Here is a 25,408-nt window from a genome sequence, read left to right as displayed (position 1 = left end):
GGTGCCAATGGCCCCGCCCTTTTTCTGTGCTTCAGTTTCCGTTCTTGTCCCGCTGGATGAAGGATGGAAGCAGCGGATTATCCGTCTGGAGCGAATTCTTGCTGGGAAGCTGCTGAGTGCTCCAGCCACCGCCAAGATCCGTTATCAGCTTTACTTCGGCAAGGAACTGCTGCTGCCGCACGCTGAGCTGGGTCTCCTGATACTGCAGGGCATTCTGCTCGGCCGTGATGACGGTCGTATAGATCTGCGTTCCGGCAAGATATTCGTTCATCGAAACCTGAACCGCAGCCTCCGCGGATTTCACTGCAGCATTCTGCAGGGCCAGCTGCTGATCGAGGTAATGCAGCCCTGACATCTGATCCTCGGTGTCCTGCAGCGCGGCCAAGACTGTCTGACGGTAGGTGGCGACGGCGTTGTCGTAATCGGCTTCCGCACTGCGCACAGCAGCGGAGCGCGAGCCGCCCTCGAAGATGGTTTCGGTGGCCGCGGCGCCAAGGCTCCAGGTCCGGGTGGCGGTCTGGATCAGCTGCTCGAGCGGATTGCCGCTGTAGCCGTAGGATGCGGAGAGTGTGACCTGTGGGAAGAAGGCCCCGATTTCGTATCCGATCTCCGCATTATAGGATTCCATGTTGCGCTCGGCCTGCGCCACGTCCGGACGGCGCTGAAGCAGCATGGAAGGGACCGCAACAGGCGCCGGGGGGATCGTTTCGGGCAGGGGAGAGGGCGCCAGTGTGAGTTCTGCCGGAGCACGGCCCGTCAGCATCGCGATGGCATGTTCGTACTGCGAGCGGGCAATATGCGCGTTGGAGAGGCTGGCCTGTGTCGATTGCAGGAGATACCGGGCCTGCAGCACGCTTGCGGGATCGGCGACACCGGCTTCGAGCTGGTTCTGGAGGATCTCCAGATTGTGACGATACAGGTCCACATTGCGGGCGTAGAGCGCAATCAGACTGTCCTGATAACGCAGATCGAAATAATCCTGAGCCAGCTGAAGCTGATAGGACAGGCGCATGTTCGCAACCAGTGCCGCGTCAGCCTGTGTCGCGGCGACCTGTTCCTGCACCTGACGGCGGATCATGCCCCAGACGTCCACGGTCCAGCTTGCGGAGGGGCCGGTGGTCCATGTGTTGGACGTGTAGGACTGGCTGGACGTGTAGGGAATACCGTTGCTGGCATTCGAGGTGCTGCCGCCCTCCGAGTTACGGTTGAAGCTGAACTTGCCGCTCAGGGTGGGGAAGAGCTGCGCGCGGATCGAGTCAATCGTGGCGGCAGCCTTGCGGTACTGCGCCTCGTATTCCTTCAGGCTCTGATTGGATGTGGCAACCCGCTCCTCAAGATCGTTCAGGACAGGATCGTTGAAGACCGTCCACCAGTCTCCCTTGGGCATCTTCGCAAGGTCCGGGGCGGCAACCTGCCAGCCGGGGGGCGGGGGCGCTTCCTTGAATTTTGCAGAGATGATGGCCTTCGGGCGATGATAGTTCGGCCCGACCATGCCGCCGATGCAGCCGCTCAGGAAAGGCAGGGTCGCTGCCCCCAGCAGGGCAGTGCGCAGGGTAGACTTACGGAGGGCGGTCATCAGGACTGTGTTTCCCGGGAAGAAAGATGGAAGAAGGAGGCGATATGGGCCCGCAGACGGCCCATGGCGCGCCCGAACCGGTCGAGATACAGGAAAATGACAGGTGTGCTGTAGAGGGTCAGAAGCTGGCTGACCACGAGACCGCCAAGGATGGCAATGCCCAGCGGACGCCGCAGTTCACAGCCATATCCGTTGCCGATGATCAGGGGCACGGCGCCGAACGCGGCTGCCAGCGATGTCATGAGGATCGGACGGAAGCGCAGATGGCTTGCCTGACGGATGGCCTCCGTGGGGGACAGGCCCTCACGCTGCGCCACCAGGGCGAAGTCGATCAGCATGATGGCGTTCTTCTTGACGATACCGATCAGCAGGATCACGCCGATCATAGCCATGAGGGAAAACTCCTCACCGCAGACCTGAAGGGCCAGGATGGCGCCCACACCTGCAGACGGCAGGGTCGAGAGGATCGTCAGGGGGTGGATCAGGCTCTCATACAGAATGCCCAGCACGATATAGACGGCCGCGAGTGCTGCGAGGATCAGCAGGGCTTCGTTGCCGACCGACTTCTGGAAGACCGCCGCGTTGCCGGCAAACCCGCCATGAATATCCGCAGGAACATGCAGTTTGACCATGGCGGCCTGAACGGCATCGACAGCCGGACCAAGCGAGACGCCCGGGGCAAGGTTGAAGGAGATGGTCGTCGCAACGGACTGTCCGTCATGGCTGACGGTCAGGGCCGTGTTGGTGTTGCGCTGACGTGAGACGACGGAGAGCGGCACCATCGTGGATGCGCTCGTGGCCACAGCAGAGCCGCTTGAGGCTGACTTGCCGCCGGCGAGCGCGTTGGCCACCGAGTTCTGATAGGAGATCTCGCTCTCGGACAGGGTGGTGGTCGTGGTTGTGGCCTTGACGCGGATGTTGTTGGACGCCGTTCCGCCCGCGGCTGTCCCGCCCGAGATGCTGACCCACATCTGATCCAGCATCGACGGATCCTGCCAGTAGCGGGGGGCTGCTTCCATGACGACGCGATACTGGTTGAGATTGCCGTAGATGATGGATGCCGAGCGCTGGCCGAACGCATCATAGAGCGTGTTGGAAATCAACTGCGGCGTGACGGAGTATCGGGCCTCCGTATCGCGGTTGATCGCGATGTTGATGCCCTGTCCACCCTGTTCCACGTCCGAGGTGACGTCCATGAGTTCCGGCAGCTTCGAGAGCGCGGCCACGATCTTGGGAGTCCATTCGAACAGGTCCTCGGCGGAGGGGCCTTCCAGCGAATACTGATAGGCGGCATCACCGGGACGTGCGCCCATCCTCACGCTGCCCGGTGCCATCAGGCGAAGCTGCGCGCCGGGGACGTGGGAGAACCGGCGGGTCAGGCGCTGAATGGTCGTGGCAAGATCGTCCGTGCGCTCGGATTTGGGCTTGAGGGCGACGAACATGTTGGCCGAGTTGGCCGAACGCCCGCCCACACCGCCCATGACGCCCACGACGTCCCGGTCGGATGCGACGGCTTTCATGGCCTGGACCACGATTTTCTGGAGCGCCTGGAACGAGATCGACTGGTCGGCGACGACGCGGCCCATGATCTGTCCGGTGTCTTCGGACGGGAAAAAGCCCTTGGGCATCTTCACATACAGCACACCCGCAAGAACCAGTGTGGCGGGCAGGGACATAGCGATCAGGAACTGGTGCCCCAGCGCCCAGTCGAGGGAGCGCCCGTAACCTGCGGTAATGCCGTTGATCGAACGTTCGAGGAAGCGGCCGATCTTCTTCCACAGGCCTGGACCCAGATCGTCCGTATGGGTCAGAAGCTGGGCGCTGATCATGGGCGTCAGCGTCAGGGACAGGACCAGCGAGATGCAGAGCGTGATGACCATGGTCATCGCGAATTCATGGAACAGGCGTCCGGCAATGCCGCCCATCAGCATGATCGGCGCGAAGACGACGATCAGCGAGACGGTGATCGAGACGACGGTGAAGGCCACCTCGGTCGTGCCCTTGATCGCGGCTTCCTGCCGCTCGTAACCCATCTCCATGTAGCGGGCGATGTTTTCCAGAACGACGATGGCGTCATCGACCACGAAGCCGGTCGAGATCGTCAGGGCCATCAATGACATGTTGTCGAGCTGGTATCCCATCAGCGACATGGCGCCGAACGTGCCAATGATCGAGACCGGAACCACGATGGCCGGAACCATGATGGCCGATAGGCTGCGCAGGAACAGCAGGACGACCGCCACAACGAGCACGACAGCGATGATGAGCGTCTGTTTCGTATCGTCCAGCGAGGCCCGGATCGTCTTGGAGCGATCGATCAGGATCGAGATATCGGTGTTGCCGGGCAGGGCGGACTGGAGCACGGGCAGGCGACTGCGAATGCCGTCGATCGTCTTGATGACGTTGGCCCCGCCCTGGGTGAACACGGTGCAGATGATGGCGGCCTGACCATTCAGGTAGCCAGCCTGACGGAGATCCTCGACGCTGTCATTGACCTCCGCAACGTCCGTAAGACGGACGGGCTGGCTGTTGCGATAGGCGATGATCAGGTCACGGTATTCCTCGGCCTTCGTGGCCTGATCATTGGTGGAGAGCATCATGCGCTCTCCATTGGCGTCCAGAAAGCCCTTGGGTGTGTGCGCATTCGCGGACGCCAGGGCCGCGCGCAGATCCTCGAAGCCGATCCCGTAACGGAACAGGCGCAGCGGATTGATCTCGACCCGCACGGCCGGCAGCGAGGCGCCACGGATGTCCACATCACCCACGCCCTCGATCTGGCTAAGCTGCGGGATGAGGATGTTGCTGGCGAAATCGTAGAGTTCCTGCGGCGTCCGGGTGCTGGACGTCAGCGTCAGCGCAAGAACGGGCGGCCCGTTCGAGTTCGCCTTCATGTAGGTCGGGTTGCTGCGCAGGGTTGTCGGCAGATCCTGCCGCGCCCCCTGCAACGCCGCTTCCACGTCACGTGCCGCGCCATTGATATCGCGCGATAGATCGAACTGCAGCGTGATGCGCGTCTGGTTGACCGTGGATTCCGACGTCATTTCGGTCACGCCGGAAATCGCGCCCAGATGCCGTTCCAGAGGTCCGGCGATCGTGCTCGCGATTTCGGACGGGGATCCGCCGGGCTGGTTCGCGGTCACCATAATGACCGGGAAATCCACGTCCGGCAGATCGGCGACCGGCAGGGTGAAATACCCCATGATGCCGCCCATCACGAGAGCGACGGCCAGCAGCGTCGTGCCGACGGGCCTCAGGACAAAGAGGCGGACCAGATTCACGGAGCGCCTGTCTGGGGGTTCGAGGGCTGGTTCGGCGAAGGTGGGCTGCTGCGACGGTGACGCTTGATGAAGGCACGGCTCCGCGTGCCGAGTTCGTCCATGAACAGATAGATGACGGGCGTGGTGAACAGGGTCAGGAGCTGCGACATCATCAGGCCGAAAACGATGGCCACACCCAGCGGACGGCGCAGTTCGGAGCCGACGCCTGTGCCAAGCAGCAGGGGCAGCGCGCCGAACAGGGCGGCCAGCGTGGTCATCAGGATCGGACGGAAACGGAGCATGGCCGCGCGCTTGATGGACTCAAGGGGCGTATGGCCTTCCAGACGTTCGGCTTCGAGCGCGAAGTCGATCATCATGATGGCGTTCTTCTTCACGATGCCGATCAGCAGCACGATGCCGATGATGCCCATGATGTCGAGATCCATCCCGAACAGATAGAGCCCGATCAGCGCACCGATGGCGGCCGAAGGCAGGGTGGAGAGGATCGTGATGGGGTGGACATAGCTCTCATAGAGAATACCCAGCACGATATAGACCGCGATCACGGCCGCCATGACCAGCCAGACCTCGTTGGACAGCGACGAGCGGAACGCCGCGGCCGTGCCCTGGAAGGCAGTCTGGAACTCGGGCGGCAGGCCGATCTGCTTTTCCACGCGCTCGATGGCGTCGGTCGCGGTTCCCAGCGAATAGCCATTGGCCACGTTGAACGAGACGGTCGTGGCGGGGAACTGCCCGTAATGGCTGATCAGAAGCGGCGAGAGCGCATGGGTGATCGTCGTCACCTGCGACAGCGGCACGAGACCGGATGTCGGCTGGCGGGTCGGGCCGGACGTGCTGGCGCCGGCTTCGGACGAGATGCCCGGCAGGTAGAGCTGGCTCAGGGACGTCAGGTCGGTCTGGAGCTTCGGATCGGCTTCCAGAATGACGCGGTACTGGTTGGACTGCGTGTAGATCGTGGTGATCTGGCGCTGGCCGTAGCTGTCATACAGAAGATTGTCGATCGTCTGCGGCGTGATGGAGTATCGCGCGCCGGTCGGGCGGTCGAGCGAGAGCTGGGCAACCAGTCCCTCGGCCTGAAGATCGGACGTCACATCCGTCAGGGACGGCTCCTTGCGCAGCGCATCCACGAATTTCGGCACCCAGGTCTTGAAGGTGTCGTAATCCGGGTTTTCCAGCATGAACTGGTACTGCGTGGCGGAGATGGAAGAATCCAGCGACAGGTCCTGGATCGGCTGGACATAGAGTTCGGCGCCGGTCACCTGCTGCCCGACGGAAGAGAGGCGACGCAGGATTGCCTGAAGGTCACTCGTCCGCTGTTCGCGCGGCTTGAGGTTGATCAGGAAGCGGCCGACATTCAGCGTCATGTTCTGGCCGTCGATCCCGACGAAGGACGAGATGCTGGCGACGTCCGGGTCCTTGAGGATCACGTCTCCAAGCGCGGCCTGACGCTCCTTCATGCCTTCGAACGAAATGGCCTGCGACATCACGGAGATGCCCTGGATGACGCCGGTGTCCTGTGTCGGGAAGAAGCCCTTGGGAATGGTCCAGGCCAGAACGCCCGTCAGGACGATCGTGCCGACCGTGACCAGAAGAGTCGTGACACGAAAGCGCAGCACCACGTCGAGCCAGCGGCCATAGCCCGCGATCAGCGCATTGATGCCGCGTTCTGTGCTGTTGGACAGACGGCTCCAGACCGTGTTTTTCGTGGAGGGCGCGTGTGTATCGGACAGCAGGCGCGCGCACATCATCGGGACCAGCGTCAGGGCGACAACGGCGGAAATGATGATGGTGATGGAGAGCGTCATCGCGAATTCATGGAAGAGACGCCCGACGACATCTTTCATGAACAGCAGCGGGATCAGCACGGCGATCAGCGAGACCGTCAGCGAGATGATGGTGAAGCCGATTTCGCCCGCGCCCTTGAGCGCAGCGGTATAGCGGTCTTCGCCAGCCTCGACATAACGCGCGATGTTCTCGATCACCACGATGGCGTCATCGACCACGAAGCCGGTCGCAATGGTCAGGGACATCAGCGAGAGATTGTCGAGCGAGAAGCCCAGCAGATACATCGCCGCCAGCGTGCCGATCAGCGACAGCGGAACGGAGAGGCTGGGAATGATCGTCGCCGGAATATTCCGCAGGAACACGAAGATCACGCCCACAACCAGCAGCATGGCCAGAGCGAGTTCGTATTCCACGTCATTGACCGAGGCGCGGATCGTCGTGGTGCGGTCGGTCAGGGGCGTGACGTCAATACCGGGGGGCAGATCGAGCTTGAGCTGCGGCAGGACACGCAGCACGTTGTCCACGACACCAATGACGTTTGCGCCGGGCTGGCGCTGCACGTTCAGGATCAGCGCGGGCGTGCGGTTGGCCCAGGCAGCGAGCTGTGCGTTCTCGGCACCTTCGACGACGGTCGCGATGTCACGCACGCGGATCGGACCGTTGTTCTGGTACGCGATCACCTGGTTCATGAGCTGTTCGACGGACTGGATCTGGCCGTCGATGCGCAGGGAGGTGGAGCGCTTGGGGCCGTCGAACGTACCGGTCGGCGAATTGACGTTCACCGTGCTGATGATGGTGCGCAGCGTGTCAATCGCGATGCCGTAGGAGGTCAGCTTCGGGATGTTGACCTGGATCCGGTAGGCCTTGCGGTTGCCGCCCGACAGGGTGACGAGGCCGACGCCGGAAATCTGGCTGATCTTCTGCTCAAGGCGCGTGTTGACGTAATCCTCGACCTCCGGAAGCGGCAGCGTCTTGGACGTGATGCCGAGCGTCAGGACGGGGGTGTCCGCCGGATTGACCTTCGCATAGATCGGCGGTGCGGGCAGATCGCTGGGGAGCAGGGAGGTGGCGTTGTTGATCGCCGCCTGGACTTCCTGTTCGGCCACGTCCATCGACATGTCGAGCCCGAAACGCAGGGTTACGACCGAAGCGCCTCCCGAGGACTGGGACGTCATCTGGTCCAGCCCGGCCATCTGGCCAAGCTGGGTTTCCAGAGGAGCGGTCACGGACGTGCTCATCACGTCCGGGCCGGCGCCCGGATAGAAGGTCGAGACCGTGATCGTCGGGTATTCGACCTGCGGCAGGGCTGATACGGCCAGGAAGTGATAACCGAGCAGGCCGCTCAGCAGGATGGCGAACATCAGAAGGCTGGTGGCAACCGGGCGCTCGATGAACAGGCGGGACGGATTCACGGTCTTGCTGTTCCCTAATCTTGCTGTTCTGGTCGGCGATCAGTGGTTGCCGGTATCGGCGGGCGAGGACGGATCGTTGGATTTCTGCGGTGCTTCGGAGCTCTGCTGTCCGTTGCGGTGACGGCGGTGCTGACCAGCGGTCTGCTGTTCGGCTTCCGAGGTCTGCTTTGCTGCCGAAGACGTATCGGGGATCGAGACCTTCTGGCCGGGGCGCAGATGGCTGACGCCGTCCGTCACGACACGGTCACCGTCGTTCAGGCCTTTCTGGATCACCGCGTTCGTGCTGTCGGTGGCGCCCACGGTAACGGGAACGGTTTCCACGGTCATGTCGGATTTGACGCGGTAGACGAAGCGTCCGTCCGGACCGGTCTGCAGTGCATTTCCGGGGACGAGCAGGGCATTATGCAGCGTCGTGACCAGCAGATGCGGATTGACGAACTGGTTCGGGAAGAGGCGTTCATCCTCGTTCGCGAAAATGCCACGCATCCGGACCGTTCCGGTCGAGGTATCGATCTGGCTGTCGAGGGCCTTCACCGTGCCGGTGGCGAGTTTCTGGGTGTTGTCGCTGTTCCAGGCTTCGACCGTCAGTTCGCCGGATTCACGCAGATGGGTCGCGACCTCGCCAAGCTGGTTCTGCGGGACCGTGAAAATCACGGAGATCGGCTGCATCTGAGTCAGGATCGTCAGGCCACCGGACTGACCTGCGGTGACATAGTTGCCTGCGTCAAGCACGCGGATACCGACACGGCCATCGACCGGCGCGATGATATGACAGTACATCACGTTCAGCTCGGCATTGCGGACATTGGCACGATCATATTCGACCTGTCCTTCAAGCTGCTGTACCGTGAATTCCTGATCCCGGGCCGTCATCGCCGAGGTCGAGTTCTGCTTGATCAGGCGCTGATAACGGGCGTTGTCCACGCGGGCCTTTTCAAGCTGCGCGATGTCGGCTGCGAGCGTGCCGCGATACTGGGCGAGCGTGGCCTCATAGGGGCGCGGATCGATCAGTTCGAGCTCGTCACCCTTATGGACGTGCTGGCCTTCCTGATAATAGACGGCCGCGATATGGCCGTTGACGCGCGGTGTGATCGTCACATTGGTGACCGGGACGACCGTGCCGATTTCCTGGAAAATGACGGGCATGTCGCCGATATGGGCGGTTGCGACGGCGACGGGCTGCACGCTTCCGTCAGCGGCTGCCCCGCGGGCATGCTTGTGCGTTGCGCCATGGGGGCGGAAAACTGCGAACAGGATCAGAAGAGCGACCAGAACGACAATTCCCCAGAGGACCCAGCGCCGACGGGAGCGTGCGGGGGGGGGGGAGGACTGGGCTGTGCTGTTCGTAAGGCGGTCGTTTGAGCCGGCCGTCTGCTGATCCATGGTGGTTCTGTCTTTCCCGTATACCAGAGCACAGGGCTCTCAGGCGGCGATGCTGTGTGTTTTCATACCTATAAGGCAGGAGGCCAACGCCTGCCATGACGCGACCTTAAATCCTGTTCAGTTTTGACAATGAAAATCAAAAAGAACGCAAAATGATACGCTTCGTTACCTTTTCCCGGGGCTTGTCTCTTCTGTGCTCAGGGATCATATCGGACAGGAACCGGATGCTCCCGTCGCGCGTTTGAATGCAGACACAGGTCTATCCGGACAGAGGAGAACAAGATGGCTGATACAACTGAGACGAAGGCCGAGGGCCTCCTGGACGAAGCCAAGGGCAAGGTCAAGGACGGTTTCGGCGGTCTGACGGGCGATGCGAAGCTTCAGGCCGAAGGCAAGTTCGACCAGCTTTCCGGCATGGCGCAGCAGGATTTCGCTGACCTGTACGACGAGGGTGAAACCAAGCTCGAAGCCGCGACGGCATTCGTTCAGGATCGCCCCCTGATCTCGCTGGTGATCGCGACGGTCGTGGGAATGATCGTGGGCGGATTGATGTTCGGCCGCAAAAGCTCCTGAGGGAGCAAGAGGCGCTTCGACCACAACGACGTCTTTGTGCTAGAAGCCTCCCGGAGTAATCCGGGAGGCTTTTTGCATGGAATGGTTTTACGAGAATAACGGGCAGCAGGCCGGTCCCGTCTCCCGTGAAGAAATTCTGCGTCTGATCATGCAGCAGCGCATCAGACCTGAGACGCTTGTCTGGACGTCGGAATTCGGAGACGTCTGGAAGCCGGCCAGTGCGGCGGGGCTGGTGTCTCCGCTTACGGGGCTGCTGCGCATGTCGGCCGGGATCTCGGAGCACTGGGCCTGGGTCCTGCTGGTCGGGCCATGGCTGATCCAGCGCCTGGCGCTTCTCGTCCTGGACTGGCGACATATCCCTGACAGCGAGCGGATGGGGACTTTTTCCATTGTCGGAATGATGGCGCTTGCCTTGTTCTTTACGTCCTTCATGCTGGACCGGAACTCCATCCGTGAAAGTGGACAGACCCCGCCGGGCTTCTGGTGGTGGCTGTTTCTGCCCGGATATTTCTGGAGACGGCGGCAGATTGTCGGGCGCGGACTGTCGCTCCTGATCGTCAGTCTCGTGCTGCTGGCAGCCAACGTGACGGAAAAAATCTATCAGCTGCCACAGATCGAAACCGAGCTTCAGACCCGGCAGGGACAGCTGAATCAGCATGCTCCTTCAACCCCGCCAGCCTCGGGTCAGGACAACGAACAGGAAGAACTCTGACGGCGATGGGAAAGAGTCTTTCCCACCACACTTGACAGATTAAACTTGGAGAATGTGCATTTTGGGGCTTCCCTTTCGAGTCGCCATGATTCAAAACCGATTCGGTCACCTGATTTCGGGGTGTCTGTCGGGGAGAATGCTCAGAAATGCCGGATTACGCCCTGGAAGCTGCCCATGGGGGGCTGGTCGTCGGGATCGACGAAGTCGGGCGTGGTCCTCTGGCAGGGCCGGTGGTGGCTTCTGCCGTAGCATTTACGGCTCCCCCGTCAGAAACCCTGTCTTCTCTCCTTGATGATTCCAAGAAGCTGACGGCCCGACGCCGGATGCTGGCCTATGAGGCCCTGATGGCCGATGAGCAGGCCCTGATTGGTGTCGGCGCCGCATCCGTCGCGGAAATCGAGCGGATCAACATCGCCCAGGCCTGTTATCTGGCCATGCGGCGCGCTCTGTCCCGTCTGGGACGCACTCCCGATCTGGCGCTTGTGGACGGCAAACATGCCCCGAAGCTGCCATGCCCCATAAAAATGGTGATCGGTGGAGACGGGATCAGCCTGTCCATCGCCGCAGCCTCCATCATCGCAAAAGTGACGCGGGACCGTCTGATGGCGCGTCTGGCCGTGCGGCATGATGCCTATGGCTGGGAGCGCAATGCCGGTTACGGCACGGCCGCGCATCTGCAGGGACTGAAGCTCCGGGGGGTGACACCCCATCACAGGCGCGGGTTCGCGCCGATACGAAACATGATTGAAGCAGAGGCACACGCAGCATGAGCGGTGAATTTCCCGTCGACCAGATCCTGCGTGGAGAGTGCATCGAGACGATGAAGACGCTTCCTGATGGGAGCGTGGACTGCATTTTCGCCGACCCACCGTATAACCTTCAGTTGCGCGGTGAACTGCGTCGCCCGGACGAGACCGTCGTGGATGGCGTGGACGATGACTGGGACAAGTTCGCGGATTACGCGACCTACGACAATTTTACGCGCGAGTGGCTGAGTGAAGCGCGCCGTATCCTGCACAAGGACGGCACGATCTGGGTTATCGGGTCGTATCACAACGTCTTCCGGCTGGGGGCGATCATGCAGGATCTGGGCTTCTGGATCCTGAATGACATCGTCTGGCGCAAGTCCAACCCGATGCCGAATTTCCGCGGGCGTCGCTTCACCAATGCGCATGAGACGCTGATCTGGGCGGCGCGCGGCCCGCAGAGCAAGTATCGCTTCAACTACCAGGCCATGAAGGCGCTGAACGACGATCTTCAGATGCGTTCGGACTGGTACCTGCCGCTGTGCACGGGCAATGAGCGTCTGAAGAACGAACATGGTCTGAAACTGCATCCGACGCAGAAGCCGGAAAGCCTGCTGCATCGCGTGCTGGTCGCCTCGACCAATGCCAATGATGTGGTGCTCGATCCATTCTGTGGCAGCGGCACGACCCCCGCGATGGCGAAGCGTCTTGGGCGCCATTACATTGCCATCGAACGTCACCCGGATTACGTCAAGGCGGCGCGGGAACGCGTGGCGCGTGAAGAGCGCCTGACTTCCGAGCAGCTTGCGACGACGCCCGCCAAGCGCGAAATGCCGCGCATTCCGTTCGGCAGTTTCGTGGAAACCGGTGTCCTTCCGGCCGGGACGCTGCTGTATGACCGGCAGAAGCGGCTGAAAGCAACCGTCACGCCCGATGGCACGCTCGTGTCGGGCAATCAGCGTGGCTCAATCCACAAGCTGGGTGCGATGCTGACCAATGCACCATCCTGCAATGGTTGGACATTCTGGTATTTCGAGCGGGACGGTCAGTACGTCCAGATCGATGTACTGCGTCAGGAAAGTCAGGCGCTCCGCAACGTCGGCTGACGCCCCGGGGCAGTGCGTATAAAAAAAGCCGGAGATTGGTCTCCGGCTTTTTTCGTGTCTGGTGCAAAAATATCAGTGGCCTGCAAAACCAAGGAAGCCGACTGACGGGTCCGGTTTTCCGCCGCTGGTATCGAAATGCGGGGACGCTGCGACGAGGGAGCGTTTCGGGGTAACGGATTTGCCGCCGATCGTGAGATGGCCGCTGCCGTTCTTCATCTCGACGCCCTCGTCAGAGACGCTGTTCTCGATTTTGCCATCGGGGTTGTAGGTGCGCATCGACAGAAGCAGGAACATGATGTCCTTGCGGTTCAGGTCGATGGCCATATCCAGCGGTGTCTGGTCCAGAACGTTGTGACCGCCCATGTCGGCGCCGCGGTTGAGGGCCTCTTTCGCAGCGTTGAGGGAACCGCGGTTGATGGCATCGAACAGGGCGGTGGTCGGGTTCACGTCCGAACGGGCATGACCGGCATCGTCGTCGGAGGCTTCTGCTCCGGGCAGGGCGGAAGGCGGCGCGGCGCGCTGGGCGGCCTTGCGGGCCTCGGCCTTCTTCTGGGCGGCTTCGGCTTCCTGTTCAGCCTCGGCGTCGTCGGCATCCTGAGCCTGGGCGTGATGCCAGGGTACGAGAATCGTCGGCGTCATTGCCAGAGCGGCAACGAGCAGCAGGCGGGGCAGGGTGGGGAGCAGTCGCATGATGCCAATATACTGTGATCGATCGTCCTGTGCGAGTCTGCAGATGCCTCTCAGGCGTGCCGGATTGTGACATTTTTTCAATGACCTTCCCGCCACCAGCCGATTGCGAGGAAAATCAGCGCCGCAAGCAGGGTCGCCCAGGCGGGAACAAGGTCTTTCGTGCGTGTCTCACCCGCGACGGCTGCGGTCGTGACGGGAAGGCCCATCCAGTCCGAACCGCTCATGGCCGAGCCTGCAGGAACCTGCCGCAGATGTGGCGTCTGATCCGCGATCCAGAAGACCGACCCACCGGCCGCTTTGGCGCTGGAACCCATGACGGTCGCGGTGGCGCGCAGGTCCTGACGCTCGATCGGATCATGCGAGACGGGGCTGGCAAAGGCGACGAGACCATCCTGCCGGACGCTCCAGATTCCGGGCATCGTGGCAGGGGCCGTGGCGTGCCAGACGCCCTTCGTCCGGGTAAGTGTCAGGGGCTGGCGCTTTCCGTCCGGGGCGGTCACGAAGGCTTCAGGCGAAACGGGCTGACCGGCGGCATGACGTTCGATTTCAAGCTGGCCGTTTTCGATGCGGGACGTGAGGCGGTTTTCCTCAAGATCCGGTTCTTTCATCAGCCAGTGCGACAGGCGGCGCAGAAGCTCGGCCTGCGGTCCGCCGCCACCCTCACCACGCGACCAGAGCCAGAGCTGGTCCGACAGCAGCATGGCTACCCGTCCCTGATCCACCCGGTCCAGCAGAAGAAGCGGCGCGCCATCGGGACCGTGCATCAGGTCTTCGCCGTGTGACTGGTCCGGATGAAGGGCGCGATACCACGGGCCCCAGTCTTCCGTCAGGCCAGCAGTCACGGGATGGGTTTTGCCGAGATCGGTCAGGGAAGGGCGGAAGGCGCGGGTGACGATTCCATCCGTGCTGACATGCGCGGGGAGAACCTGTGCGAGGCTGGTGTCCTGAAGCGTGCCGTCCTGCGTGAATTCAGGGCCGGCCGTTACCAGCAGTCCGCCGCCGTTGCGGACATAATCGGCGATATTGGTCAGGTACTCGTCGGGCAGGATGTTGCTGTTGCGGAATCCGTCCAGAATGATGAGATCAAAGCTGCGGATCTTTTCCTGAAACAGTTCGCGGATCGGGAACGGGATCAGTGCCAGATCTGACAGCGGCGTGCCGTCATCGGTATTGGGGGAGCGCAGGATGGTGAAGTGCACGAGATCGACGGACGGGTCGGCCTTCAGCAGCCGGCGCCAGACGCGCTCGCCCTGATTGGGCACACCTGAGACCAGCAGCACGCGCAGCCGGTCCCGGACGCCACGGATGCGCACGACTTCACTGTTATTCTCGGTGGATGCTTCCCCGGCCAGAGGGGACACGGACAGTCCAACCAGCGTCTCGCCCGGATGCTGGACCGGCAGCGTGATGTCCTGCGGCGTACCGGTCTGGATGGGGCGTGTCTGCGGCGGGGCGTCGCCGGAGCGGATCGTAAGGATGGCGTCCGAAGCGTTCGGGGCGCCCAGATCGTCCACCTGAACGCGGATCGTCGCGTTCTGCCCGACGATCGCATAGGGCGGTGTGCTCAGGATACGCAGGCGGCGGTCCTGTTCCTCGCCATGGGCCGTCAGCAGAAGATGCAGAGGAAGCGTCTGGCCGTTCGCGCCATGAAAGCGGGGCGGCAGATGGGGGGGGACGTCATGATCCATGCCATCGGTCACGACGATGGCGCCCGCGAAACGGCCCTGCGGCAGATCGGCATGGTCCAGCGCCTCGAACAGGCGCGTTCCGTGACCGGTACCGCCCGGGACATCGACGCGATGCAGCGTCAGGCCCGGAAGATGGGCCGCTTCCTGCATGATCTGTTCGGCAGCATGATCTGCGATGGCGGTTCGGTGCCCGACCTGCATGGAGGCCGAGCGGTCCACAACCAGCAGCACATCCTGTGGCACGGGGCGCAGTACCGGATGGAGCGAACGGGGGCCGGACAGCCAGCCCAGAAGGGCCAGAACAGCCAGTGCCCGCCAGAGCATGCCACGTGCGCCACGCAGCGCACCGTAAATCGCGCCCGCAACAGTCAGGATTGCCAGCGTTGCTAGCAGCCAGACCGGCAGCATCGGAGACAGGTCGAACATCATGGTGCGTCCTCCTCGTCAACGCTGTCGGGACTGGTTGCGGCTGCCCCATTGTCGGGCGTGCCGAGGCGGCGGAGCATTTCCGGATACTGGGCCTGGTCGTTCTTGTAGTTTCCGGTCAGGGCATACAGCACCATGTTCATGCCGAAACGATAGGCCTGCGTCCGTTGGTCCTCGCCACCGGGAATGACGGCGAAGGGGTGGTTGCCCGATCCGTGCACCGCCCAGGCATGCGCCCAGTCACCATTGCCGATGATGACCGGGCTGACGTCATCATTCGCTTCGTCGCCATTGCGCGCCACATACACAGGCTGCCCGGCAACGCGGCCGGGGAAGCCGCTGTGCAGCAGATAGAAGGTGTGGGCCAGAACGTGCTTTTCCGTCAGTTTGGCGAGCGGCGGCACGACGAGGCCGTCAGTGACGCGCTGAAGCGCGGCCCGGGCGGCGGAACTGGTTCCGGAATCCGTATCGGTGCCCGCACCCTGCTCGTCGATCAGCAGGATGCCACCGTGATCCATGAAGGCATTGAGGGCTTTGGTACGTTCGGGATCGGGCTGGGCATCGGGTGTGACCGGCCAGTACAGGAGCGGATAGAACGCCAGATCATCCTTGCCCGGAACGACACCGTCCGGATGGCCGAGCGTTGCGGAACTACGTGCAGTCGTGAAGTCGGAGAGGCCCTGAAGCCCCTCGCGGGAGACGGTGTCGATATCGTCATGGCCGGTGATGACATAGGCCAGTCTTGTTTCAAGAGCGGCTTGTGGCACCGTTGTCGGAAGCGGTGCAGGGGCCTGAGCATGGGATTGAGGTATCGGCAGCAACAGAAGTGTGCCGACGGCAAGCGCCCCCAGCAGACCGCGCCGACGCAGGGACAGGATCAGGTCCAGCAGCAACAGCAGCAGGCCCGCTGTCATCAGCGCAGGGCCAAGCGGATGGTCTGCATGGGCTCCATCCGGTGAAATCCGGGTTCCAAGCAGGGGTTCTTCCTTCATTGCAGGCGCAGAATCGGAAAGGTTCAGGGCATGCGTTCCGTGGGCCGGACCATAGAGTCCGGCGGGATGGCTGACGGAGACAGGCGTATGCGCCAGATCCGAGACGCGGATGGAGCGTGCGGCCTGTGGCGGCATGATGAGCCCGCCGTCACTGCCGACGATACGCCAGGGGGCAAGCTCCGAAGGCCCCCCGCCCGCAACACCGGCGGAACGCTCGATCAGGCGCTCCAGCATATCAGGGAACAGGCCGGACAGCGGGACATTGGACCAGTCCGGCGAAGCAGTGACATGGAACAGGACGATCTCGCCGTTCCCTTCCGCCCGTGCGGTCACGAGAGGCGTACCGTCACTCAAGGCCGCCCAGACGTGATCTGTCAGGCCCGTTTCCGGCTTGGCCAGAACCTGTCTGGAGACCGTGACATCGGGCGGGATCGTCAGGTCGGAGAACGGCGATGTCTCGGGGAAGGGCGCCAGTGTCTGGGGTTTGCCCCAGGACATGGGGCCGCCGAGTTGCCGCATGCCGCTCATGAGATGGACAGGCAGAAGCGCGTCTGATGTGGCGTCGGGCGCAGTCCCCTGATCGGCGGCGAGGCCGGGGCCGGCAAAGCGGACGAGCATGCCGCCATGACGGACCCAGTTCAGGACACGGCTGCGTGTCTGATCGCCGGAGAGGGCACCATCGGTCGCAATCAGGACAGACAGGGGCGCACCCAGCAGCGCCGTCGCATCCCCGCTGTGTAGGTCTGAAATGGGCTGCAATGCGCGGTTCAGGAAGAACGCCGAACCCACGAGCGGTGTGGCGTCGCCGGGCGTCTGGAGGATGCCGACGGGGCGGCGGTGATCGGCCTGTCCCATCAGGTGCACAGCAGCAGGGCCGGTCGCGCCTTCCAGCGTCAGATGATCAAGCTGGTTCCGCAGGAGAGCCGGAAGCGAGATCGTCTGATCCTGTCCGGTTCTGACGGGATAGGCGGCGAGTGTTCCACCATTGGCATTGGCGGCATGGAGCGTCACGGTCCGCGTCGGACAGGACAGCGTGTCCACTCTGGCATGAAGGGCGCCGTCCTGACCTGTGGATGCGGCAAGACGCAGGATATCGCAGCCATTCCAGCGCATATCCTGCACGGAACGGGCCTTTGCGAGCGCATCATGCAGCGCGTTGTCACCCGTTTCCGCCAGCCCGTCCGAAAGGATCATCACGCGCTGGCCGGAAAGGTCCCGATGCTGGAGCAGGGACGCCAGGGCCTGACGGTCCGTGGGCCAGGGCTGAGGCCGTAGTCGGGAGAGATGTTCGGACAGGGCGTGCGCATCATGCGTCGTGAACGCTTCGGGCATCGCACCATCGGGAGCGCGCGCTGCATACAGGAGCGTTACGTCCTGACCATTGCGGATCGCCGTTTCACCAAGGGCCAGAGCTGCGGAAATACGTTCGTTCCAGTGCGGAATAGCGGCCCAGCCGTCATCGAGGACAAGCGTGAGAGAGCCACTTCCGGGTTCGGCCTGATGCGGGGTCAGAACAGGCCGGGCCAGTCCAAAAATGACGAGGGCCACGGCTGCGATGCGCAGCAGCAGCAACCAGAGCGGGGAGCGGGCCGCATCTTCACGCCGTGCCGTCAGCCGGTTCAGGATGAGCAGGGACGGAAAGCGCTGATCCTGCGGGGCAGGCGGTGTGGCGCGGACCAGCCACCACAAGGCGGGAAGCGTGAGAAGGCCGAGCAGCAGGAACGGGGCGAGAAGAATCATCGGCCGCCTCCCAACGCCATGTGAAGGGCAAGCAGGGCCGGAAGCGGGTTCTGCGACGTGTCATGCATGATGCAGTCGGCATGGAGCGAGGCCGCACTCTGCTTCAGGGCTGCCAGATGGGCATTCATAGCCTGTTCATAGGCCGGTCCAAGACTTTCCATTGCAGGAAGCGTCAGAACGCCGCCTTCCAGCCCTTCAAACCGGATTCGACCGGAGCGTTTCAGTTCCCGTTCCGCAGGATCGAGAACGCAGAGAAGATGCGTTCGCACAGGGCGGCTGGCGCAGGTCTTGAGAAAAGTGTCGATCCGGTCTTCGTCCCATAGGAAGTCGCTGATCACAACCAGATCGGACCGGGCGGGAACGAGCGCCATTCGCGGAAATTCGGGTTCATCCGCATCCGGACGCAGAAGGGAGGCAGCCAGCCGCGGCAGGACCTGCCGACCAGCCAGCGCACGTCCCGCCTCAATCCCGGTCAGCAGCCCGGTGCGTTCCCCACCCCGCAGGGACGCGGAAGCCAGCGCCAGCGTGCAGAGCTGGGCCCGCTCCGCCTTGGTGGGCAGGATCTCGGACGAGCGCCATTGCATGGAGGGCGATGGGTCGCACCACAGCATCAGCGACTGGGCATTTTCCCGCTCGCGTTCCCGGACCCAGAACGTGTCCTCGACCGGAGAGCGGGCAGACTGCCTCCAGTCGATGGACGTTGCAGGCTCGCCGGCGTGATAGGGACGGAACTGCCAGAAATCCTCACCCGCGCCTGAACGCCTGCGACCGTGAACACCGCTTTGCAGGCTCGCGGCAATTTTTTCGGCTTCAAGAACAAGGGCGGGCAGGGCCAGACTTTCCGCCTGCACGACCGGAGCGCTGGAAGCGGCATCCCGGTTGCGGCGGAAGAGGCTGCGCAGGGTATCGGACGGACTTTTCACGGCGATCAGAGGAGGGCCTGGGCCTGCTTGCGGATCAGGGCTTCGCGATCCGTTCCCGATGCGCGTGCGCCAAAGCCCAGTCCGATACGATGGGACAGGACCGGGCTTGCGAGGGCCACGACGTCATCAAGACTCGGAGCCAGACGACCGTCCAGCAGCGCACGGGCGCGGGTTGCGATCATAAGGGCCTGTGCCGCACGGGGGCCGGGACCGTAGGAAACGGCTTCCCGCACTTCCGGTGAAGCGGACGGATCTTCCGGACGCAGCGAGCGCGTCAGCGTCAGGATCGCATCCACGATCTGGTCACCGACCGGCAGACGGCGAACAAGATTCTGGGCTGCAAGAAGGCTCTCGGCATTCATCAACGCCGTGGCCATCGGCGTCGTGGCGCCTGTGGTCTGAAGCAGCATCTGACGTTCCGCGTCCCGCTCCGGAAAGCCGAGGCTGATCTGAAGCATGAAACGGTCGAGCTGGGCTTCAGGGAGCGGATAGGTGCCTTCCTGCTCGATCGGGTTCTGGGTCGCAAGAACGTGGAAAGGACGCGGAAGAGCGTAATCCTTGCCGCCCTGCGTCACGCGACGTTCCGCCATGGCCTGAAGCAGCGCGGACTGGGTGCGTGGGCTGGCACGGTTGATTTCGTCGGCCAGAACGAGCTGACCGAAGATCGGGCCGGGCAGGAAGCGGAAGGCGCGTCGCCCGTCTGCATCCTGATCGAGGATTTCCGCACCCGTAATGTCAGACGGCATCAGGTCAGGCGTGAACTGGATGCGCGTGGCATCCAGACCCAGCACGCGCGATGCCGTATTGACCAGAAGGGTCTTGCCCAGACCGGGCGCGCCCATCAGAAGCGCGTGACCACCGGAGAGGATCGTGACAAGCACCTGTTCAATGACGCTGTCCTGGCCCAGAACAATGCCTCCGATGGCCTGACGGACCTGACGGAGAACCGGGGCCAGACGGTCGGCTTCAGCCACGTCCGCCTCGCCCTGCAGGGTGCCGGCGGAAACGCCGGAAGAATATTGCTGCTCGCTCATGACGCCAGTCTGACAGGTGTGGGGGTTTCATCAAGGCTCGATTGCACCCAAGTTGGTGTGAGAAGAGAGTTTTTATGCAGTTGGAGGGAAAATTGAGCGATCATCAGTTCCGGCAGGCGGCCCGACCTGACGCCGCCCTGTCTCCAGATCCCCTGATGCCTCCGTCTTCCTTTCCCGGAACGCCTGGTACAGGCCCCCGGCTGCTGCCTTTTCTCATCCAGCGCGATGGCACCTGGCTCTATCGGGGCTCGGTGATCAAACGCAAAGCCATGCTGTGTATGTTCTCTTCGATGCTGACCCGCGATCCTGAAGGAACCTACTGGCTGAAAACGCCGATGGAACAGGGGATCATCCAGGTTGAGGATGTGCCGTTTGTGGCCGTCGAACTGGATTTCCGCGGAACCTGCGGCCGACAGCAGAATCTCTGTTTCCGCACGAATATGGATGAGTTGATCTGTATCGGCCCCGAACATCCGCTCTCCTGTGACTGGGACCGTCCGTCGGACGAGTGCGCCAGCGTGCCCTATGTCCATGTCCGTGACGGCGAGGGGGCTTTCCCCATCCTCGCGCGGGTGACACGTGCGGTGCATTACGAACTCGCGGCCCTTGCGGTTCCCGGACATGTGAAGGGTGAGCCCTGTCTCGGTGTCTGGAGCCAGGACTGTTTCTTCCCGCTTTCGCGTCCTGCATGACGCAGAATTCCGGCCTGCTGGAGCGGCTGTCAGATCATACGGGACTGGATCGTATCTGGTCTGTCCTGCCTGAGGCGCGCCTCGTCGGCGGATCGGTACGCGATCTGCTCGCCGGTGTTCCCGTCCATGATCTGGATCTCGCGACTCCGGAACCACCAGATGATGTGCAGCGCCGGCTGGAAGAAGCCGGGATCCGCGTGATTCCCACCGGGCTTGCTCATGGGACCGTCACGGCCTTGCTGGGCAATGTGCCCTACGAAATCACGACCCTGCGTCGCGATGAGGAAACAGACGGGCGCCACGCGATCGTGGCCTGGACGCAGGACTGGGCGGAAGACGCGGCCCGGCGGGACTTTACGATCAATGCCATGTCGCTGGACTGTCACGACCGGCTCCATGATTATTTCAGTGGCCGGGAGGATCTTCAGAACCATCGCGTGCGGTTCGTCGGAGAGGCCTCGCGCCGGATCGCGGAAGATGCGCTGAGAGCCCTTCGTTTCTTCCGGTTCGATGCGCGATACGGGCATGGCTTTCCGGACCCGGAGGCGTGTCAGGCCGTCTCGGAGCAGCTTGGACTGATTGGCACGCTCTCGGCTGAACGGGTCGCTTCGGAGCTGCTGAGAATTCTGTCCGGCCCGCGCCTTAGCGAAACGATCGGGGCAATGGCATCGGTCGGCTTGCTTCAGGTCATTCTGCCAGAGCCGGACCAGCATTTCCTGAACCGTCTGCTGGCCTGTGAGGCTCCGGTGTCTTCCCTGCTCAGGCTTTTTGCGCTGTGTCACCGGAACAACTCGGAGCTGGCTGGTCGCCTGAAACTGTCCAATGCAGATGGCGCGAAGATCGAGGCCTGGGCGTCCGCTCAACCGGCCCTGCATCCGGAACTGTCCGATGACGACCTTCGTCGCCTGCGGGTGCTGCAGGATCTGGACCGGCTTGTAGAGCGGAGCTGGTTGCTCCAGGCCCATCTTGTGGGCAAGCCTGACAGCGTGTGGGACCGGTTCCGTTCACGGTTGCAGGCCATACCTCAGCCCGAATTCCCGCTATCGGGCAAGGATGCCATTATACAAGGTGTCCGGCCGGGGCCGGGCATGGGGCAATGGCTGAAAACGGGGCGGGACTGGTGGATGGCGCAGGGATGCCTGCCGGACCGGAACGCGTGTCTGGCCTATCTTGCCACGCAGAAATGAAGCGGCGGTTTCGCCCTTTTCGCAAGGCCTGCTAAACCCCCCGGTATGACGAAAACGACAGCTCTTGATACGGACAGCCGCGTCCTGATGAAACGCATCTGGCGTGAGGAAATGCGCCAGCATGTGGGACGGATCATCTCCGTCATTGTTCTGACGGTCCTGATGGCAGGGCTGACCGCGCTTTATCCTGCGGTCATCAAGCGGGCCGTGGACATGTTCGCGGCCCATGATTCCCGGATCCTCTATCAGGTGCCGGCTCTGGTTGTAATCGTGACTGGACTGAAAGCCGCGTCCCAGTACGGGCAGACGATTGCCGTGCAGGGACTGGTTCTGGCCGTAATCCGCGGCTTGCAGTCGCGCATGTTCGCCCATGCGCTTCAGGCTGACGTCTCGACCATCGAAAAGGATGCCCCTGCCAAATGGGCCGCCCGTTTCACCACGGATGCCATTTCGATCCGCGAGGCCATGATCCGTGTTGTCAACGCGCTCGGTGATGCGGTGACGGTGGTGGGGCTCGTCATTTCCATGATCGTCACGGACTGGGAACTAAGCCTGATTGCGCTCGTGCTCTACCCGGTTGCGGCCGTGCCTATCCAGAAGCTGGGCAAGAAAGTGCGCCGGGCCTCGGGCGGCATGCAGGAGCAGATCGGCGAGACCTCGGCCCTGCTCAACGAAAGTTTTGCTCTGGCCCGGCAGGTCCGCATCTACCGGATGGAAGAGCGGGAAAGCACGCGTGTCGATCACTCGCTGGATCTGCTACACTCGGCCTTCCTGCGGATTGCCAAAGGGCGCGCGCGTGTCGATCCGGTTCTGGAGGTTCTGGGCGGTGCCGCTGTGGCAGCAGTGCTGGGGTTTGCAGGCTGGCGCGCGGCTCAGGGCGGTGCGACACTGGGGGACTTCACCGCCTTTATTGCCGCTCTCCTGACTGCCGCCCGGCCGATCCGGGCGCTGGGCTCGCTCAATACGGCTCTTCAGGAAGGATTGGCTGGTCTGTCGCGGGTTTTTGCCGTGATCGATGAACCCCCGGCAGTCGTAGAACGTCCGAACGCGAAACCCCTGCCGTCCGGAAAAGGACATCTGGCGTTCCAGCAGGCCAGCTATCGTTACGAGGATGGCAGGGTCGGTCTGCAGAACCTGACCTTCGATGTTCAGCCTGGGAAAACCGTTGCGCTCGTGGGGCCGAGCGGCGCCGGAAAATCCACGGCACTTTCCCTGATCCCGCGTCTGCACGATGTCAGCGCGGGCAGCATCCGTCTTGAAGGCGTGGATCTGCGGGATCTGACCCTGTCCTCTCTTCGGGACGCCATCGCGTATGTCAGTCAGGATACGACCCTGTTCGACATGTCCGTGCTTGAGAATATCTGGATCGGGCGGCCTTCCGCCTCACGCAGCGAGGTCGAAAAGGCCTGTGCCATGGCTGCGGTCGATTTCCTCGATAACCTGCCCGCGGGTCTGGAAACCCGGGTCGGGCCGGGCGGACGCCGACTGTCCGGTGGCCAGCGTCAGCGCGTGGCTCTGGCCCGCGCTTTGCTTCGTAACCCGCGCGTCCTGCTGCTGGATGAAGCGACGAGTGCGCTTGATTCCGAAAGCGAGGCGCGGGTGCAGAATGCACTGGCAAACCTGCGTTCAGGCCGTACGACAGTGATCGTCGCGCACCGGCTTTCCACCGTGCAGGCTGCCGATCTGATCGTTGTGATGGATCAGGGCGCCGTCGCCGAAGCCGGCACCCATGCCGAACTTCTCCGCAAGGATGGCCTTTACGCGCGGCTGGTGCGGACCCAGTCCCTGGCAGCAGCCTGAAAAAGCGCTGCCAGTTCAGGAATCAGATCGGCATAGAGGGCTTTCTTGAAGCCCAGATTGCGTTTCAGAACCGCCTGCGGTTCGACCCACTCCCAGGCGTCGAATTCGGGCGGGTCCTGAAGGTCCAGACGGATATCGGAATCCTGTCCTTCGTAACCCATCACGAACCATTTCTGGGTCTGCCCCCGGAAACGTCCTCCCAAGGCCTTTCCGATCAGGTCGGGCGGCAGATCATAGGAAAGCCAGCCACTCCGTTCGGCAAGAATGCGCGCGTTCCGGGTTCCGATTTCTTCTCCCATTTCGCGCAGGGCGGCGACCTGTGATGTCTCACCTTCATCAATGCCGCCCTGTGGGCACTGCCAGACATCTCCCGGAAGGTCTGTGCGCCGGGCGATGAACAGCTTGCCGTCACGGTTGAAGAGCGCAATTCCCACATTCGGGCGGTAGGGAAGGGTCATGGGATCAGTCATAGGGGCGCTACCGGATTGGGAGGCGAAAGATTGGCGGCCTGATCGTTGCTGATGCCGCTATCTGCGAAAGCTGATGGCGGTACAACGACGAAGTTCTGCGCGGCCGGACCTTTAAGCCAGTTTGCGAGACGGTCGATCATGACAGGCGTGATCGGTCCGACCATCAGCAGAATCTTTGCCGGCTTTCCATCCTGAGGCAGCAGGGCGGCCAGACGGCTGTCCAGAGTGGCGGCGTCCGTGTCCCCGTCTATCCAGGCCGTTGCAGTCATTCCGCGGGTACGACGGCCATCCTGCGCGGATCCTGCCAGATAGAGCAGGCCCCGGCTGCTGATGGTACTGGCAATCGGTGAAAAATCGGGCGAAGTCGCATAGCCGCCGCCCGGCTGGTCGTCTCCGTTTTCAGACGCATCCGTCAGTCCTTCCGCGCCTGCGGCACGGGAGAGGCACCATTCCAGTTCGCGCTGATCATCAGCAGCGGAGTTTCCATATCCCAGCGCGTGCGGGCCTTCATCGACCCGTTCGGGATGGGCGCTCTGCATGGGAAGGGTGACATAGACTTCCCTGTGACTGGCATGGGCCCGCGCAATGATGTCGCTGATATTGCTGACATAAGGCGAAATCCCAACTGCCACAGGTGCGGGAATACGCGAAAGAACGTCGTAGGTCAGCGCATCGGAATAGCCAAATCCTTGGAGCACGATTGCAATGGCGGTTTTGTCGGTCGGGAGGGGCGCCGGGGAAGCTGCCAGCGAAGACGGGGAAGCGGCAGAGGACATGACCGGCGGCAGGGTCTGTTGTGTCACAGCGGTTGAAGAGCCCGCTGGTGAAGGCGGAACAGCCTTGGCGGGAATGGTGGTCGCTGCCGTCGGTAACGTCATGTCAGCCGGCTTTGCCGGAACCGGCGCGGCGGGTGCCTGAGCCCCGGCGGCTGTCACGGTTGTCTCTTTTGGTGCCGGAGTGGAAACAATAGAGGACTTGGCCGGGGAGGTGGGCTGCGCAGGCAGAGGGGGTTTGGGCTGCGGAGTGACCTGCGCGAGGACAGCGGGTTTCTGCTGGTGCAACAGAAACGCCGCCGCACCGGCTCCTCCCGCCAGAAGAACGGCCCAGAACGCGATCAGAAGGCGTCCAATCACGGGAAGTCGCTGCCAGAGCCCTGGTCGGCTGGAGGCGGGACGGTTCTGCACGATCCGGGATG

The 25,408-nt window shown here is 62.7% G+C and carries 18 protein-coding genes; 7 read left to right on the top strand and 11 right to left on the bottom strand.

Annotated elements, in window-relative coordinates; genetic code table 11:
* Positions 1-31 precede the first annotated feature (31 nt).
* The 4 genes from KP701_RS03735 to KP701_RS03720 are packed head-to-tail and all read right to left on the bottom strand — an operon-like array spanning position 32 to position 9,434.
* Entirely contained in the window at positions 32-1,576 is a 1,545-nt protein-coding gene (locus KP701_RS03735) for an efflux transporter outer membrane subunit (protein ID WP_215745795.1), read from the bottom strand.
* Positions 1,576-4,854 (bottom strand): efflux RND transporter permease subunit, encoded by a 3,279-nt coding sequence (locus KP701_RS03730; RefSeq protein ID WP_215745793.1) that lies wholly within the window; start codon positions 4,852-4,854, stop codon positions 1,576-1,578. Before KP701_RS03730 ends, KP701_RS03735 begins: the two co-directional genes overlap by 1 nt.
* Positions 4,851-8,051 (bottom strand): efflux RND transporter permease subunit, encoded by a 3,201-nt coding sequence (locus KP701_RS03725; protein WP_215745792.1) that lies wholly within the window; start codon positions 8,049-8,051, stop codon positions 4,851-4,853. Before KP701_RS03725 ends, KP701_RS03730 begins: the two co-directional genes overlap by 4 nt.
* A 39-nt stretch (positions 8,052-8,090) precedes the next feature.
* A complete protein-coding gene (locus tag KP701_RS03720) occupies positions 8,091-9,434 on the bottom strand; it encodes an efflux RND transporter periplasmic adaptor subunit (protein WP_215745791.1) in 1,344 nt (447 codons plus the stop codon).
* A 282-nt stretch (positions 9,435-9,716) separates the two neighbouring features.
* Between KP701_RS03720 and KP701_RS03715 the strand changes: the two genes are divergently transcribed.
* The 4 genes from KP701_RS03715 to KP701_RS03700 all read left to right on the top strand — a co-directional run bounded on the left by KP701_RS03715 (position 9,717) and on the right by KP701_RS03700 (position 12,571).
* A complete protein-coding gene (locus KP701_RS03715) occupies positions 9,717-10,007 on the top strand; it encodes a CsbD family protein (protein WP_011251933.1) in 291 nt (96 codons plus the stop codon).
* A gap of 76 nt (positions 10,008-10,083) precedes the next feature.
* Positions 10,084-10,719 (top strand): DUF4339 domain-containing protein, encoded by a 636-nt coding sequence (locus KP701_RS03710; RefSeq protein ID WP_215745789.1) that lies wholly within the window; start codon positions 10,084-10,086, stop codon positions 10,717-10,719.
* A 146-nt stretch (positions 10,720-10,865) separates the two neighbouring features.
* Positions 10,866-11,489 (top strand): ribonuclease HII, encoded by a 624-nt coding sequence (locus KP701_RS03705; RefSeq protein ID WP_215745788.1) that lies wholly within the window; start codon positions 10,866-10,868, stop codon positions 11,487-11,489.
* Complete coding sequence (locus tag KP701_RS03700) at positions 11,486-12,571, top strand: DNA methyltransferase (RefSeq protein ID WP_011251930.1); 1,086 nt, start codon at positions 11,486-11,488, stop codon at positions 12,569-12,571. The genes KP701_RS03705 and KP701_RS03700 overlap by 4 nt, the downstream gene beginning before the upstream one ends.
* A gap of 72 nt (positions 12,572-12,643) precedes the next feature.
* Here the strand turns inward: KP701_RS03700 and KP701_RS03695 are convergent, their stop codons facing one another.
* The 5 genes from KP701_RS03695 to KP701_RS03675 all read right to left on the bottom strand — a co-directional run bounded on the left by KP701_RS03695 (position 12,644) and on the right by KP701_RS03675 (position 20,064).
* Positions 12,644-13,261, bottom strand: coding sequence for an ankyrin repeat domain-containing protein (locus KP701_RS03695; RefSeq protein WP_041110822.1), 618 nt, complete (start codon positions 13,259-13,261; stop codon positions 12,644-12,646).
* Positions 13,262-13,338: 77 nt separating this feature from the next.
* Positions 13,339-15,378 (bottom strand): VWA domain-containing protein, encoded by a 2,040-nt coding sequence (locus KP701_RS03690; protein ID WP_215745786.1) that lies wholly within the window; start codon positions 15,376-15,378, stop codon positions 13,339-13,341.
* On the bottom strand, positions 15,375-18,107 hold the full coding sequence (locus tag KP701_RS03685; RefSeq protein WP_215745785.1) for a DUF4159 domain-containing protein: 2,733 nt from the start codon (positions 18,105-18,107) through the stop codon (positions 15,375-15,377). Before KP701_RS03685 ends, KP701_RS03690 begins: the two co-directional genes overlap by 4 nt.
* Entirely contained in the window at positions 18,104-19,030 is a 927-nt protein-coding gene (locus KP701_RS03680; protein WP_215745784.1) for a DUF58 domain-containing protein, read from the bottom strand. Before KP701_RS03680 ends, KP701_RS03685 begins: the two co-directional genes overlap by 4 nt.
* Positions 19,031-19,035: 5 nt before the next feature.
* Positions 19,036-20,064 carry a MoxR family ATPase gene (locus KP701_RS03675; protein WP_215745783.1) on the bottom strand — a complete coding sequence of 343 codons (1,029 nt, stop codon included), beginning with the start codon at positions 20,062-20,064 and terminating at the stop codon, positions 19,036-19,038.
* Between the two features lie 155 nt (positions 20,065-20,219).
* Here KP701_RS03675 and KP701_RS03670 point away from each other — a divergent pair, with 155 nt between their 5' ends.
* From KP701_RS03670 to KP701_RS03660, 3 genes are read left to right on the top strand one after another with little or no spacing between them, the layout of a single operon-like run.
* A complete protein-coding gene (locus tag KP701_RS03670) occupies positions 20,220-20,756 on the top strand; it encodes a DUF1285 domain-containing protein (protein WP_215745964.1) in 537 nt (178 codons plus the stop codon).
* Positions 20,753-21,943 (top strand): CCA tRNA nucleotidyltransferase, encoded by a 1,191-nt coding sequence (locus tag KP701_RS03665; RefSeq protein WP_215745782.1) that lies wholly within the window; start codon positions 20,753-20,755, stop codon positions 21,941-21,943. Before KP701_RS03670 ends, KP701_RS03665 begins: the two co-directional genes overlap by 4 nt.
* Positions 21,944-21,988: 45 nt before the next feature.
* On the top strand, positions 21,989-23,743 hold the full coding sequence (locus KP701_RS03660; protein WP_215745781.1) for an ABC transporter ATP-binding protein: 1,755 nt from the start codon (positions 21,989-21,991) through the stop codon (positions 23,741-23,743).
* On the opposite strand, the gene KP701_RS03655 is transcribed toward KP701_RS03660, so the two are convergent.
* Positions 23,701-24,213: an RNA pyrophosphohydrolase gene (locus tag KP701_RS03655; protein WP_215745780.1), complete on the bottom strand. Its 513-nt coding sequence runs from the start codon at positions 24,211-24,213 to the stop codon at positions 23,701-23,703. The two genes, KP701_RS03660 and KP701_RS03655, sit on opposite strands and share 43 nt — an antisense overlap.
* The gene (locus tag KP701_RS03650) at positions 24,210-25,397 is read right to left on the bottom strand and encodes a divergent polysaccharide deacetylase family protein (RefSeq protein WP_215745779.1); all 1,188 of its coding nucleotides are present in this window, start codon (positions 25,395-25,397) and stop codon (positions 24,210-24,212) included. Before KP701_RS03650 ends, KP701_RS03655 begins: the two co-directional genes overlap by 4 nt.
* Positions 25,398-25,408 lie beyond the last annotated feature (11 nt).

This window comes from Gluconobacter sp. P1C6_b (assembly GCF_018811945.1).
In the GTDB taxonomy this organism is placed as follows: Bacteria; Pseudomonadota; Alphaproteobacteria; order Acetobacterales; family Acetobacteraceae; genus Gluconobacter.
The sequence above is the reverse complement of the archived record's forward strand: the minus strand, read 5'-3'. Positions and strand labels throughout refer to the sequence as shown.